The sequence below is a fragment of the Citreicoccus inhibens genome, assembly GCF_019039035.1.
Lineage (GTDB): Bacteria > Myxococcota > Myxococcia > Myxococcales > Myxococcaceae > Citreicoccus > Citreicoccus inhibens.
This window is the reverse complement of record NZ_JAHNZT010000013.1, coordinates 76,357-89,712: the sequence shown is the minus strand read 5'-3', so window position 1 is coordinate 89,712 and position 13,356 is coordinate 76,357. Positions and strand designations below refer to the sequence as shown.

10 protein-coding genes are annotated in these 13,356 nt (G+C 69.1%); 4 read left to right on the top strand and 6 right to left on the bottom strand.

What is annotated here, in order from left to right:
- Positions 1-36 precede the first annotated feature (36 nt).
- Positions 37-3,285: a carbamoyl-phosphate synthase large subunit gene (carB, locus tag KRR26_RS17590; RefSeq protein ID WP_217080358.1), complete on the bottom strand. Its 3,249-nt coding sequence runs from the start codon at positions 3,283-3,285 to the stop codon at positions 37-39.
- A 135-nt stretch (positions 3,286-3,420) separates the two neighbouring features.
- Between carB and KRR26_RS37455 the strand changes: the two genes are divergently transcribed.
- Positions 3,421-4,077, top strand: coding sequence for an APA family fibronectin-binding glycoprotein (locus KRR26_RS37455; RefSeq protein ID WP_120209939.1), 657 nt, complete (start codon positions 3,421-3,423; stop codon positions 4,075-4,077).
- An 84-nt stretch (positions 4,078-4,161) separates the two neighbouring features.
- On the opposite strand, the gene KRR26_RS17580 is transcribed toward KRR26_RS37455, so the two are convergent.
- From KRR26_RS17580 to KRR26_RS17560, 5 genes are all read right to left on the bottom strand, one after another.
- Positions 4,162-5,352 (bottom strand): pyridoxal phosphate-dependent aminotransferase, encoded by a 1,191-nt coding sequence (locus KRR26_RS17580; protein ID WP_120209940.1) that lies wholly within the window; start codon positions 5,350-5,352, stop codon positions 4,162-4,164.
- Between the two features lie 49 nt (positions 5,353-5,401).
- Positions 5,402-5,884, bottom strand: coding sequence for a pantetheine-phosphate adenylyltransferase (gene coaD, locus KRR26_RS17575; protein ID WP_120209941.1), 483 nt, complete (start codon positions 5,882-5,884; stop codon positions 5,402-5,404).
- Between the two features lie 34 nt (positions 5,885-5,918).
- Positions 5,919-6,494 carry a 16S rRNA (guanine(966)-N(2))-methyltransferase RsmD gene (gene rsmD / locus KRR26_RS17570; protein WP_120209942.1) on the bottom strand — a complete coding sequence of 192 codons (576 nt, stop codon included), beginning with the start codon at positions 6,492-6,494 and terminating at the stop codon, positions 5,919-5,921.
- A 14-nt stretch (positions 6,495-6,508) separates the two neighbouring features.
- A complete protein-coding gene (locus tag KRR26_RS17565; RefSeq protein ID WP_120210022.1) occupies positions 6,509-7,540 on the bottom strand; it encodes a hypothetical protein in 1,032 nt (343 codons plus the stop codon).
- Between the two features lie 123 nt (positions 7,541-7,663).
- Entirely contained in the window at positions 7,664-8,539 is an 876-nt protein-coding gene (locus KRR26_RS17560; protein WP_233577439.1) for a cation diffusion facilitator family transporter, read from the bottom strand.
- A gap of 197 nt (positions 8,540-8,736) precedes the next feature.
- Between KRR26_RS17560 and KRR26_RS17555 the strand changes: the two genes are divergently transcribed.
- The 3 genes from KRR26_RS17555 to typA all read left to right on the top strand — a co-directional run bounded on the left by KRR26_RS17555 (position 8,737) and on the right by typA (position 13,297).
- On the top strand, positions 8,737-10,287 hold the full coding sequence (locus tag KRR26_RS17555) for a sigma 54-interacting transcriptional regulator (protein ID WP_120209943.1): 1,551 nt from the start codon (positions 8,737-8,739) through the stop codon (positions 10,285-10,287).
- Positions 10,284-11,222 (top strand): alpha/beta fold hydrolase, encoded by a 939-nt coding sequence (locus KRR26_RS17550; RefSeq protein WP_120209944.1) that lies wholly within the window; start codon positions 10,284-10,286, stop codon positions 11,220-11,222. The genes KRR26_RS17555 and KRR26_RS17550 overlap by 4 nt, the downstream gene beginning before the upstream one ends.
- 230 nt (positions 11,223-11,452) lie before the next feature.
- Positions 11,453-13,297: a translational GTPase TypA gene (typA, locus tag KRR26_RS17545; RefSeq protein WP_120209945.1), complete on the top strand. Its 1,845-nt coding sequence runs from the start codon at positions 11,453-11,455 to the stop codon at positions 13,295-13,297.
- Positions 13,298-13,356: the final 59 nt, after the last annotated feature.

Sequence of the window (13,356 nt, the reverse complement as noted above, 5' to 3'; positions counted from 1 at the left end):
GGAGTGACCGGCCCCCGCGTCCGCGCGGAGTGAGGCCTACCGCCGCGCCGGAAGCTGCGGCTTCACGCCCAGGTACTCCTGGAGCGACTTCACGGACAGCTCGGAGCGCTTCATCGACTCGAGCGCGCCCACCGCCATGCGGGCCGCCTGCACCGTCGTGTAGTACGGCACCGAGTGCATCAGGGACTCGCGGCGCAGCGAGAAGCTGTCGGAGATCTCCTGCTTGCCGAAGGTGGTGTTGATGACCAGGACGATCTCCCCGTCGACGATCTTGTCGACGATGTTCGGCCGGCCCTCCTTCACCTTCTGCACCATCTGCGTCTCGATGCCCTTCGTCTTCAGGTACTCGTGCGTGCCGCGCGTGGTGGCCAGCGTGTAGCCCATGGCGCGCAGGCGGCGGCCCAGGTCCACCACGGCCGGCTTGTCATCGTCCTTCACGGAGATGAACACGCGGCCGGACTTGGGCAGCTTCACGCCCGCGGCGAGCTGGCTCTTGGCGAACGCGGTGGGGTAGTCCTCCGCCAGTCCCATCACCTCGCCCGTGGACTTCATCTCCGGGCCCAGGATGACGTCCACGCCCGCGAAGCGCGCGAACGGGAACACGCTCTCCTTCACCGCGACGTGGCGGAACTCGGGCTCGGACGTGTGGCCCAGCTCCTTGAGCGTCTTGCCCACCATGCAGAGCGCGGCGATCTTCGCCATCGGCACGCCCGTCGCCTTGGAGATGAAGGGCACCGTGCGGCTCGCGCGTGGGTTCACTTCCAGGATGTAGATGGTCTTGCCCTGGATGGCGAACTGCACGTTCATCAGGCCCACCACTCCCAGCTCGCGAGCCAGCGCGTTGGCCTGATCCTTCATGCGCTCCACCAGGTCCGGCGACAGCGAGTGCGGCGGCAGCGTGGCGGCCGCGTCACCCGAGTGCACGCCGGCCTCCTGGATGTGCTCCAGCACGCCGCCGATGAGCGTCGCGCCGGTGCGGTCCGCCACCAGGTCCAGGTCCACCTCGATGGCGTCCTTGAGGAAGCGGTCGATGAGCACCGGGTGCTCCGGCGACGCGCTGACCGCCTCGCGCATGTACCGCTCCAGGCTGGCCGCGTCGTACACGGTCTCCATCGCACGGCCGCCCAGCACGTACGAGGGGCGCACCATCACCGGGTAGCCGATGCGCTCGGCGACCTTGAAGGCCTCGGCGTGGCTGCGCGCGACGCCGTTCTCCGGCTGCGTGAGCCCGAGCTTCTCGATGAGGGCGGAGAACTTCTCGCGGTCCTCGGCCCGATCGATGGCGTCCGGCGACGTGCCCAGGATGGGCAGGCCCGCCTGCTCCAGCGGAACGCTCAGGCGCAGCGGCGTCTGCCCACCGAACTGCACGATGGCGCCCACCGGCTTCTCGCGCTGGGACACCTCCAGCACGTCCTCGATGGTCAGCGGCTCGAAGTACAGGCGGTCCGACGTGTCGTAGTCGGTGGACACCGTCTCCGGGTTGCAGTTGACCATCACGGTCTCATACCCGGCCTCGCGCAGCGCGAAGGCCGCGTGCACGCACGCGTAATCAAACTCGATGCCCTGGCCAATCCGGATGGGACCGCTGCCCAGGATGAGCACCTTCTGCCTGTCCGTGGGAGGCGACTCGTCCTCCTCCTCGTAGGTCGAGTACAGGTAGGGCGTGTACGCCTCGAACTCGGCGGCGCAGGTGTCCACCCGCTTGTACACCGGACGGATGCCACGGGCCTGCCGGTGCGAACGGACCTCGGACTCGGGATAGCCCAGGAGCCGGCCCAGGTACTTGTCCGAGAACCCGTGCGACTTCGCCAGCCGCAGCACGTCATCCGGGAGCTGATCCACCCGGCCGTAGTCCGCCAGCGTCTGCGCCTCACGGACCAGCGCCTCGATGTGCCGCAGGAACCACGGGTCGATGGCGGACAGGGCATGCACCTGGTCCACCGTCATGCCCTCGCGGAACGCCTGGGCCACGAACCAGGGTCGCTCGGGGCGCGGCACGCGCAGCGCCTCGTGCAGCACCTTCTCGCGCTCTTCCTTCTCCGCGGGCAGCTCGGGGGACTCCAGGCCCACGCGGCCCAGCTCCATGGAGCGCAGCGCCTTCATGTACGCCTCGGGGAAGGTGCGGCCAATGGCCATCACCTCGCCCACCGAGCGCATGCTGGTGGTGAGCGTGCGGTCCGCGTGCGGGAACTTCTCGAAGTTGAAGCGGGGGACCTTCACCACCACGTAGTCGATGGTCGGCTCGAACGAGGCCGGCGTCTCGCGGGTGATGTCGTTGCGCAGCTCGTCCAGCGTGTAGCCCAGCGCCAGCTTCGCGGCGATCTTCGCGATGGGGTAGCCCGTGGCCTTCGAGGCGAGCGCGCTGGAGCGCGACACGCGCGGGTTCATCTCGATGACGACCATGCGGCCATCGCGCGGGTGGATGCCGAACTGGATGTTCGAGCCGCCCGTGTCGACGCCAATCTCTCGGATGATGGCCAGCGAGGCCTGGCGCATGCGCTGGTACTCGCGGTCCGTCAGCGTCTGCGCGGGCGCCACCGTGATGGAGTCACCGGTGTGGACGCCCATGGGGTCCAGGTTCTCGATGGAGCAGACGATGATGACGTTGTCCGCCGAGTCGCGCACCACCTCCAGTTCGTACTCCTTCCAGCCGAGCACGCTCTCCTCCACGAGGATGGTGGAGGTGGGGCTGGCCTTGAGGCCGGAGCGGCAGATGGTCTCGAACTCCTCGCGGTTGTACGCGATGCCGCCGCCCGTGCCGCCCAGCGTGAAGGACGGGCGGATGATGGCCGGGAAGCCAATCTCCTCCGTCAGCGCCAGCGCGTCAGCGAGCGTGGTGGCGTAGCCGCTCTTGGGGAGCGACACGCCAATCTTCTGCATCGCGGCCTTGAAGAGCTGGCGGTCCTCCGCCTTGTTGATGGCCTCCAGCGATGCGCCGATGAGGCGCACGCCGTACTTCTCCAGGATTCCCTGCTCGGCCAGGGCCTTGGCGAGATTCAAGGCCGTCTGGCCACCCATGGTGGGCAAGAGGGAGTCGGGGCGCTCGGCGGCCAGGATTCGCTCGGCCGCCTCCACGGTGATGGGCTCGATGTACGTTCGGTGCGCGAACTCGGGGTCCGTCATCACGGTGGCTGGGTTGCTGTTGAGCAACACCACCTCGACGCCTTCGTCCCTCAGTGCCTTGATGGCCTGGGTACCGGAATAGTCGAACTCGACGGCCTGCCCGATGACGATCGGGCCCGAGCCAATCACAAGAACCTTGCGGATATCGGTACGCTTTGGCATCGGGCGCCCCCCATACCAACGTCCGCCGCCACATGCACGCGGCGCGTGCAACGGCGCGTCAGAACCGGTCGTCCGCCCGCTCGGGGACCGGAGCGCGGCGGGCTCTGGTACGCTCCCGCGCCTCTCGGAGGTCCCATGCGTCGCTGGTCCCTGGCCCTGCTCGTCTCTCTTGCTTCCCCCGCCTTCGCGCAGGCGCCCGAGGCCGCGCCCACCGCGCCCGCGCCCGCCGAGCCCGCGTCGAGTCCCGCTGGCGAATCCCCCGCCCCGCCCCGCCCCGCGCCGACTCCGCGCAAGGCGCCCGCCGCGCCGAAGGAAGCCACGCCGAAGGCCGCGCCCACCGCGACGGCGAAGGAGCCACCGCCCCCGCCACCTGTCCCGGCCCCGCCCGCGGGAGAGACCCCGGAGCCGGACGACGCGCAGACGGAGATTCGCCAGGAGGCGCGCTTTCTCTTCCAGAGCCTCTTGAGCGGCGATGTCCGCAACGCCGCCGCCGAGCTGATGTACCCGTTCCAGCTCGAGGACAAGCACATCGGCACGCCCGAGGAGCTGGTGCAGGCGTGGGTGAAGCAGATCCGCTTGAAGCGCACGGACCTCGTCACCCTCTATGACATCGAGGTGATGCCGCTGGCCGACATGGAGAAGAAGCACGGCAAGGCGCCTGCGCGGCTCGGGCTGGACCTGCGCAACACCAAGGACGTCTGGGTGGCGGTGGGCAACCTTTCCGGCCACGCCGCCATCTTCCTGTTCCGTGACGGCGGCGATCAGTGGCGCGCCTTCGCGTACACCGACTGAGCAACCAACCCCGAGCGTGAGCGCCCTGCCGAGAGCAGGAGCGCTCCGCATCAGGCCCGAGCGCGCGGCTGCGAGCCCGAGCGCTCAGCTCAACGCGGCGACGAACTCGCCCAGCCGCGCGAGCCCCTTGCGCAGCACCTCCCGCGAGGTGACGAAGCTCATGCGCACGTAGCCCGGCGCGCCGAACGGATCCCCCGGCACGGCCGCGACGCGGAAGTCATCGAGGAGGATCTCCGAGATGCGCATCGAGTCGCCCACGGGCGCGCCCTTGTAACGGCGCTGGGCCAGACCGCGCACATCCGCCAGGGCGTAGAAGGCGCCCTCGGGCATCCGGCACCGCACGCCCTCGAGCGCATTGAGCCCGTTGACGAACAGGTCGCGCCGGGCCTTGTACTCGGCCACCATGGCCGAGATGGTGTCCGAGGGCCCCTGCAACGCGGCCACCGCCGCCTTCTGCGCGATGGACGAAGCGTTGGAAGTGGACTGGTCCTGCACCATCGTCATGGCGGCGATGAGCGGCTTGGGCCCCGCCACGTAGCCGATGCGCCAGCCCGTCATCGCGTACGACTTGCTCAGCCCGTTGGACACCACCAGACGCGGGATGAGGTCCGGCGCCACGTTGCCGAGGTTGAGGAACTGGCCCTCGTACAAGAGCTTCTCGTACATGTCGTCGCTGACGATGAGGCAGTCATGGCCGCGCACGGCGTCCGCGATGCGCTCCAGCGTGGCGCGCGAGTAGACGGCGCCGGTGGGGTTCGCCGGGCTGTTGAGGATGATGGCGCGCGTGCGCGGCGTGAGCGCGCGGCGGATGGCCTCGGGGTCCGGCGCGAAGCCGTCCTCCTCGCGCGTGGGGATGATGACGGGACGTCCGCCCGCCAGGTGCACCATGTCCGGGTAGCTCACCCAGTAGGGAGCGAAGACGATGACCTCGTCCCCCTCGTCCAGCAGCGCCTGGAACGTGTTGTAGAGGCCCTGCTTGCCGCCCGCGGTCACCAGGATCTGATCCGCCGCGAACTTCAGCGCGTTGTCCTTCTCCAGCTTCTGGCGGATGGCCTCGCGCAGCTCGGGGATGCCGGACGTGGCGGTGTACTTGGTGAAGCCGCCCTTCATCGCGTCGATGGCGGCCTGCTTCACGAAGTCCGGCGTGTCGAAGTCCGGCTCACCCGCCGCCAGCACCACGACGTCCACGCCTTGGGCCGCCAGGGCCTTGGCACGGGCATTCAGCGCGAGGGTGGCGGACGGCTTGATGGCCTGGAGCCGGCGAGCGAGTTTCATGCCCCGTGCCTAGCGCGGAGCGATGGGCCGGACAAGCGTTCGTGGCGCGTTACGTCTTGCCGGCAAACTTCGCCTTCAGGCGTGCATTCACGTTGTCGGGAACCAGTCCGGACACGTCTCCGCCGAAGGACGCCACTTCGCGCACGAGCTGCGAGGAGATGTAGAAGTAGTCCTCGCCCGTCATCATGAAGACGGTCTCCACGTTGGGCGCCAGCTTGCGGTTCATGTTCGCCAGTTGGAACTCGTATTCGAAGTCGGACACTGCCCGCAGGCCGCGCACGATGACGCCAACGTTGCGGCTGCGCACGTAGTCCACGAGCAGCCCGTGGAACGAGTCCACTTCCACCCGGCTGTCCTTGACCGCGTCGTGGATGAGCTCGCGCCGCTCCTCCTGCGAGAACAGCGGCGTCTTCTTCGGGTTCACCGCGATGGCCACGATGAGCCGATCGAACATCTTCAGGCTGCGCTGAATGAGGCTCAGGTGCCCGTTGGTGAGCGGATCGAACGAACCAGGATAGATGGCGACCGGCATGTGGCCAGGAGTCTCGGACGCCCCCGGAAGTCGGTCAAGCAATGGTCTCGGGTGACTCGGCGGGTGCGCGGTAGAAGGTCACCAGCGTGTCCCCGAATCGCCGCTGATCCTCTTGCGTGAGGCCCGCGTGGGCCTCGGGCGCCGGCTCGCGCTTGTCGTGCTCCACCACGACCGTGCCGCCGGGCGCCACCACCTTCGCCACGCTCTCCAGCACGGACTCCACCACCCGCGCCGCATAGGGCGGGTCCGCGAAGACAATCTCGAAGCGCTCGCCCTGCCGCGCCAAGAGCTCCAGCGCCCGATTCACCGGCTGCGCCAGCAGCGTCGACTGGGCGGTGAAGCCCAGGTGCTCCGCGTTCTGGCGGCACAGCGACTGGGCCTCGCGGTCCTGGTCCACCATCACCAGGTGTCCCGCCCCCCGCGAGAGCGCCTCCAGTCCGAGCGCGCCCGTCCCCGCGTACAGGTCCAGCACGCGCTGGCCGTCCAGGAACTGCCCCAACATGTTGAAGAGGGTCTCCCGGACCCGGTCCGCCGTGGGGCGGATGTGCTGTGATGTCGCCTTGGGGCCCGCCAACGAGCGTCCCCGGGCCGTGCCCGCCACGATGCGCATGGCGCCCTTCTAGCTCAGTCGCCGCGGTCGTTCGCCAGGAACGTCATCGACAGCCCACCGCTGCGCGTCGCGCCAAGCGCGGCCATCGCCTCGGTCGCCTCCGCGAAGGAAAGCGCCTCCAGCTTCTCGCGGGCCGCGGGCTCCAGCGCCGGCAGCTGCTCCTCCACCACGCTGAGCAGCTCGCCCGCCGGCAGTCCGGCCGCGCGAGCCTTCGCCTCCACGCCGCCACGGACTTCAGGAGGCCACGCCCCAAGCGCCAGCCGGGGAAAGGGGCCCACGCAGTCCACCTTGGCCACCCCCGCCGCGACATACGTCGGCAGCGCGCGAGGAAGGCCGGCGGAGACCTCGCCCACCGTCACGCGCGCATCGTGGCTCGCGGCCAGCTCCACCAGTCGCCGCAGCATCGCCACGTCCGGCTCGGCGCCGCCCAGCTCGGACTCGGGGAGCCGCACGAAGCGCACCGGGACCTTCCACTGCCGCAGTCCTTCCAGCAGGGTCTGGCAGCCCGCCAAGGCCTCCGCGCCGGCCGGCGGCGTCAGCTCGAGGGACAGCTCCCGCTCCAGCAGCGGGCCCGCCAGCGCGTTCACCGCCTCGATGGCCGCGTAGGAGTCGAGCCGCGACACGTCCAACGACACCAGCGCGAAGCCGGCGTCCACGACGCGGAACAGGCCCTCCTGGAGACTCGACAGCGCGACGGCGTCCGTCGCCGTGACGCGGACGGGGCCCGCCTGGAGGAAGAGCGGTCGGGCGTGGCCCGCCTCGGAGGCGGCCTCGTGCACCGCGGACACGAAGCGGTCGGCCGCGCCTCGGTCCGCGAGCGGATGCGGACAGGCCAGCCCCAGCACGGAGTCCTCGGCGCGGGCCGCAGCCAACAGGCCCGGCAACGCGCCCTTGGACTGCACCGGAATGCACGGCAGCGCGACCGGAACGGACGCCAACGCTCGGATCAACTCGCGCGGGTTGAGCAGCGGCACGCGCGAGCCGGAGCCCACCCGCGCCACCGCGTTTCCCGGACGCAACGACAGCACCTTGTCCAGCACGCTCATGGAGCGCCGAGAATCATCCGCCCGCAGCGCCTTGTGCAAGGCGAAGCGTCCAAGAGCGTCACCTCCCCCACGCCCTCCCCGGCCAGAAGGGCAGCCCCGAGCGGGGGCCACGGGGTGACGGCGTCAGTGGACCTCGCCCAGGTGGGCGTAGGTCTCGCTCTCGATCTGGATGGTGGTGTGGTCGATGCCGAAGCGGTCAAACAGGTCGTGCTTCACCGCCGAGAGAATCTCGTCGTTGTTGCAGACCATGGGGTCCAGCACGACCAGGTGCGCCGACAGCGCGTACATCCCGCTGGAGATGGTCCACACGTGCAGGTCATGCACCGCCTGCACGCCGTTGACCTTGAGCATCAGCTCCCGAATCTGTGACAGGTCCACGTGCGACGGCACGGCCTCCAGCAGCACGTCCACCGCGTCCTTCACCAGCCGAACCGCGCCCACGACGATGACGAGCGAGATGACGACGGAGATGAGCGGATCCACCGCGTACCAGCCGGTGAGCGCCATGATGCCGGCGCCCATCAACACGCCCACCGAGGACAGCGTGTCCCCGAGCACGTGGAGGAACGCGCCGCGCACATTCATCGAGTGCGTCTGGTGCAGGAAGCCGAGCGCCGCGAGGTTGGCCACCAGGCCCACCCCCGCCACGATCGCCATGGGCCCGAGCGTCACCGGCGTGGGGGTGTTGAACCGCTCCCACGCTTCCTTGACGATGACCACCGTGATGCCCAGGAGCAGCACGCCGTTGAGCAGCGCACTGAGGATCTCCATCCGGTAGTAGCCGTAGGTCTTCTTCACGTCCGCCGGCCGGCCCGCGAACCACAGCGCCAGCAGGCTCAACACCAGCGCGGACACGTCCGTCAGCATGTGGCCGGCATCGGACATCAGCGCCAGCGAGTGCGTCAGGTAGCCGCCCACCGCCTCGGCCACCATGATGGTCGCCGTCAGCACCAGCGCGAACACGAGCCGGCGGCGATCCCTGCGCCGCTCCTCCGCCATGCCCCCACGGCGCGGACCGCGAGCAGGCCCGTGGCTGTGCCCGTGCGAATGGTCGTGCCCATGATGGGAGTGGCCGTGCTCGTGCTCGTGCCCGGAGCCCTCGGGAGCCTTCCCTGCATGACCGGGAATGTGGGGTGGTGTGCTCAAGGGGCAGAGGGGTGCGGACAGCGCGCGGTCGTGGGATACGTGCGGCCCGAATGGACTTCGAGAAGCACCAGAACCTGCACACCATTGTCATGCTGAGGGATGTCATCCGCAAGTGGTGGCGGCTCGAGCTCACCTTCGCGGACAAGCATGGCGGCGTGCAGGACTGGCAGCGCGCGGAAGGGGTCGCGCCGCCCAATGACTTCTGTCGCCACTCGCTCTCCTCGAAGGAGGGGCTGCGGCGCTGTGGCCAGTCGGTGCGGGTGCTCCACGAGAAGTTCAAGGCCAGCAAGACGCACCGCCGCGCCCTCTTCCACGACTGTCACCTCAACTTCTGCATCGTAGGAGCGCCGCTCTACATCGGGCAGGACTACGAGGGCTTCCTCTTCGTGGAGGGCTTCGCGCGCCAACCGCTGGGCCCATCGGACGCCGAGGCCACCCGCGCACGGCTGGGCATGCCCCCGGAGCGCACGGGCGCCGAGCCACGCGTTCCGGTGCTGGACGCCTCGGAGCAGAGCAAGCTGGCCGACCTGCTCGAGTTCGTGGTGAACGAGCTGGCCCGGCAGGAGCAGACCCTCCCGTCGCTCTCCTCGGAGCTGAGCGACCGCTTCCGCTTCGAGCAGATCATCGGGCGCTCGGGGCCGATGATGGAGGTCTTCCGGCTGATGGAGAAGGTGGCCCACTCGGACTCCACCGTCCTCATCAACGGCGAGTCCGGCACGGGCAAGGAGCTGGTGGCCCGAGCCATCCACCACAACGGGCCGCGGCAGGACAAACCGTTCGTCGTGCAGAACTGCTCCGCGTTCAACGACAACCTGCTGGAGAGCGCCCTGTTCGGCCACACGCGCGGGGCCTTCACCGGCGCGCTGCGGGAGAAGAAGGGCCTCTTCGAGGTGGCCGACGGCGGCACTTTCTTCCTGGATGAAGTGGGCGACATGTCCCCCGCCCTCCAGGTCAAGCTCCTCCGCGTGCTCCAAGAAGGTACCTTCCTGCCCGTGGGAGGCACCCAGCTCAAGGAAGTCGACGTGCGCGTCATCGCCGCCACGCACAAGGACCTGGGCGAGCTGGTCAAACGCGGCGAGTTCCGCGAGGACCTCTTCTACCGCATCAACGTCATCCGGCTTCAGCTCCCCCCGCTGCGCGAGCGCCGCGACGACCTGCCGGTCCTCATCGACCACTTCCTGCGCAAGCATCACCGCCCGGGACAGCAGGCGCGCGGGCTGGCCCCGGACGCGCTGGGCATCCTCGGCGCGTACACCTGGCCCGGGAACATCCGCGAGTTGGAGAACGAGATTGAACGGCTGCTCGTCCTGGGCGGCGATCAGGACACCATCCCCGGCGACCTGCTCTCCAGTCGGATCCGCGACGCGGTCGTCCCGGGCGGAGGCCCCTTCGTGGCCCCCCGCGCGCACGGCAAGCTGCACGAGGCGGTGGAGGCCCTGGAGCGCGAGATGATCCACCAGGGGCTCGTGCGCACGCGCAACAACAAGAGTCGCCTGGCGCGAGAGCTGGGCATTAGCCGCTCCAACCTCATCCTGAAGATCGCCCGCTACGGCCTCAACAAGGGCCTGCCGGATGACCTGGACGACCCGGACGAGGAATGAGCGCCACGCCGCCCTACTTCCATCAGGACTTCCTCCGCGTTCCCGACGGCGCGGACCTGTACTTCCAGGTGATGGGCGAGGGCGAGCCGGGCATGGTGCTGTGCGACGGCCTGGGCTGCGACGGCTTCGCGTGGAAGTACCTGCTGCCATACCTGGCGCGCAGGCACCGCGTGGTCCGCTGGCACTACCGAGGCCATGGCCGCTCCGGCCTGCCGTCTGACCGCGGCCGCATCGGCATGCTGTACACGTGCGACGACCTCGCGCGGGTGATGGACGCGGCGGGCTTGGAGCGCGCCGTCGTCTTCGGCCACTCCATGGGCGTCCAGGTGGCGCTGGAGTTCCACCGGCGCCACGCCGACCGCGTGGGAGGACTCGCCCTGTTGTGCGGCAGCTACGGCAACCCGCTGGACACCTTCCACGACTCCACCCTGCTCAAGCGCGCCTTCCCCACCCTGCGGCGCGTGGTGGAGCGCTTCCCCCGGCGCGCCGCCCAGCTCGTGCGCGGGGTGCTCAGCACCGAGGTGGCCGTACAGGTCGCCATCCAGTTGGAGATGAACCGCGACCTCATCTCACGCAATGACCTGTCGCCCTACTTCGCCCACCTGGCGAACATGGATCCGGTCGTCTTCGTCCGGACGCTGGACTCGCTGGCCGCCCACAGCGCGTGGGATCACCTGCCCCACGTGGACGTCCCCACCCTGGTCATCGCCGGGGAGCGGGACCGCTTCACCCCCGGGTGGCTGTCCCGGCGGCTGGCCGCCCGGGTGCCGGATGCCGAGCTGATGCTCATCCCCGAGGGCACCCACACCACCCCCTTGGAGGCCCCCAGCCGGGTCGAGCAGCGCATCGAGCGCTTCCTCCGGGAGCGCCTGTCGCTCGGGGCGGCCTGTCCTCCGGTCGACGGCCGGGCCACCGGGACTGTGCCGGGACGGTGACAGGGGCCACCCGCCGGGGAGGATTCGCCGAGCGGGGAACATCGGGCGCGCCCGTACCGTTCTCACTGGAATGCCAGCCCCTGTCCCGGTCAGTCACGCGGCAAGCACCCGCGTTCATTGCAGGGGAGTCCCTCGCGGCATATAAGCGCCGGCCTTCCGGGTTCCGGTGAGGTTCGGGAGCACCCGTCCTGGGTGGCCCCATCGCACCTCCATCTTCCAGTTCGGTTCGTATGATTCCTCGCGAAAACATCCGCAATGTCGCCATCGTCGCCCACGTCGACCATGGCAAGACCACGCTCGTCGACCACCTGCTTCGCCAGGCGGGCACCTTCCGTAGCAACGAGGTCGTCGCCGAACGGGTGATGGACTCGAACGACCTCGAGCGCGAGAAGGGCATCACCATCCTCGCGAAGAACACCGCGGTCTCCTACAAGGGGATGCAGATCAACATCATCGACACCCCAGGCCACGCCGACTTCGGTGGCGAGGTGGAGCGCGGTCTGCGCCTGGTCGATGGCGTCATCCTGCTGGTGGACGCGGCCGAAGGTCCCCTGCCCCAGACGCGCTTCGTGCTGAGCAAGGCCCTGGCCATGGGCCTCAAGACGGTGCTGGTCATCAACAAGATTGACCGGCAGGACGCGCGCGCCAAGGACGTGCTCGACCTCGTCTACTCGCTCTACATCGACCTGGGCGCGGACGAGCAGCAGTTGGAGATGCCCGTCCTCTACACGGTCGCGCGCCAGGGTCAGGCGTCCACGGAGCTCGAGGTCCCCGGCAAGACGCTGGAGCCGCTCTACGACGCCATCATCCGCCACATCCCGCCTCCACCGATGTCCAGCGAGCCGTCGCTGCAGCTGCTCGTGGCCAACCTGGACTACGACGACTACGTGGGCCGCCTCGCGGTGGGCCGCGTTCAGGCCGGCCGGCTCGCGGCCAACATGCCCGTCTCCGTCATGCGCGAGGGCGGCAAGGTCGAGCAGGGGAAGATCGTCAAGCTGTACGGCTTCTCCGGCCTGAAGCGCGTGGAGATTCCGGACGCGGGTCCGGGTGAGATCGTCTCCATCGCCGGCATCGAGGCGGTGTCCATTGGTGACACCATCGCGGACGCCGAGAAGCCGGTGGCCCTGCCCCGCATCACCGTGGATGAGCCCACGATGATGATGATCTTCAAGGTCAACGACGGACCGCTGGCCGGCAAGGAAGGCAAGTTCGTCACCTCGCGCAACCTGCGTGAGCGCCTCTACCGCGAGGCCTACCGCAACGTGGCCGTGCGCGTGGAGGACACCGCGACGCCGGACGCGTTCAAGGTCGTGGGCCGTGGCGAACTCGCGCTCGCCGTCATCATCGAGAACATGCGCCGCGAGGGGTACGAGCTGACGGCGTCCAACCCCGAGCCCATCACCAAGACCATCGACGGCGTGCTCCACGAGCCGATGGAGCTGCTCTTCTGCGACGTGCCGGAGAACAGCGTCGGCTCCGTGACGGAGCGCCTGGGGCCCCGCAAGGGCCGCATGACGGACATGGCGCAGCTGGGCTCGGGCCGCACCCGCCTCCAGTTCCGCATCCCCGCGCGCGGCCTCATCGGGTTCCGCTCTGAGTTCCTCACCATCACCCGTGGCGAGGGCATCATGAGCAGCCAGTTCGACGGCTTCGAGCCGTGGTTCGGCCACATCCCCAAGCGCGCCAACGGCGCCATCGTCTCGGACCGCCTGGGCGACACCGTGCCCTACGCCCTGTTCAGCATCCAGGAGCGCGGCCAGCTCTTCGTCGCCGAGGGCACCACCGTCTACGAGGGCATGATCATCGGCGAGCACTCGCACCCGTCCGAGCTCAACGTCAACGCGTGCCGCGAGAAGAAGCTCACCAACATCCGCGCCGCTGGCCGCGACGAGAACGTCATCCTCGTCCCGCCCCGCGAGATGGGGCTAGAGAAGGCCCTGGAGTGGATCGCCGACGACGAGCTCGTCGAGGTGACGCCCAAGTCCGTCCGCATGCGCAAGAAGGCCCTCGCCAACGGTGAGCGCTACCGTGCCGAGCGCGACCGCAAGCGCGAGGAGCGCAACGAGAACGGGTAGTCACTCACCCTCGTTGTGACGTCCCCAGGGCCGCTCCTCTCATCGGGGGCGGCCCTTCG

Bases quoted from the DNA above. Each gene is read 5' to 3' on its own strand.
- carB (WP_217080358.1), bottom strand. From the start codon at position 3,285: ATGCCAAAGCGTACCGATATCCGCAAGGTTCTTGTGATTGGCTCGGGC.
- KRR26_RS37455 (WP_120209939.1), top strand. From the start codon at position 3,421: ATGCGTCGCTGGTCCCTGGCCCTGCTCGTCTCTCTTGCTTCCCCCGCC.
- KRR26_RS17580 (WP_120209940.1), bottom strand. From the start codon at position 5,352: ATGAAACTCGCTCGCCGGCTCCAGGCCATCAAGCCGTCCGCCACCCTC.
- coaD (WP_120209941.1), bottom strand. From the start codon at position 5,884: ATGCCGGTCGCCATCTATCCTGGTTCGTTCGATCCGCTCACCAACGGG.
- rsmD (WP_120209942.1), bottom strand. From the start codon at position 6,494: ATGCGCATCGTGGCGGGCACGGCCCGGGGACGCTCGTTGGCGGGCCCC.
- KRR26_RS17565 (WP_120210022.1), bottom strand. From the start codon at position 7,540: ATGAGCGTGCTGGACAAGGTGCTGTCGTTGCGTCCGGGAAACGCGGTG.
- KRR26_RS17560 (WP_233577439.1), bottom strand. From the start codon at position 8,539: ATGGCGGAGGAGCGGCGCAGGGATCGCCGCCGGCTCGTGTTCGCGCTG.
- KRR26_RS17555 (WP_120209943.1), top strand. From the start codon at position 8,737: ATGGACTTCGAGAAGCACCAGAACCTGCACACCATTGTCATGCTGAGG.
- KRR26_RS17550 (WP_120209944.1), top strand. From the start codon at position 10,284: ATGAGCGCCACGCCGCCCTACTTCCATCAGGACTTCCTCCGCGTTCCC.
- typA (WP_120209945.1), top strand. From the start codon at position 11,453: ATGATTCCTCGCGAAAACATCCGCAATGTCGCCATCGTCGCCCACGTC.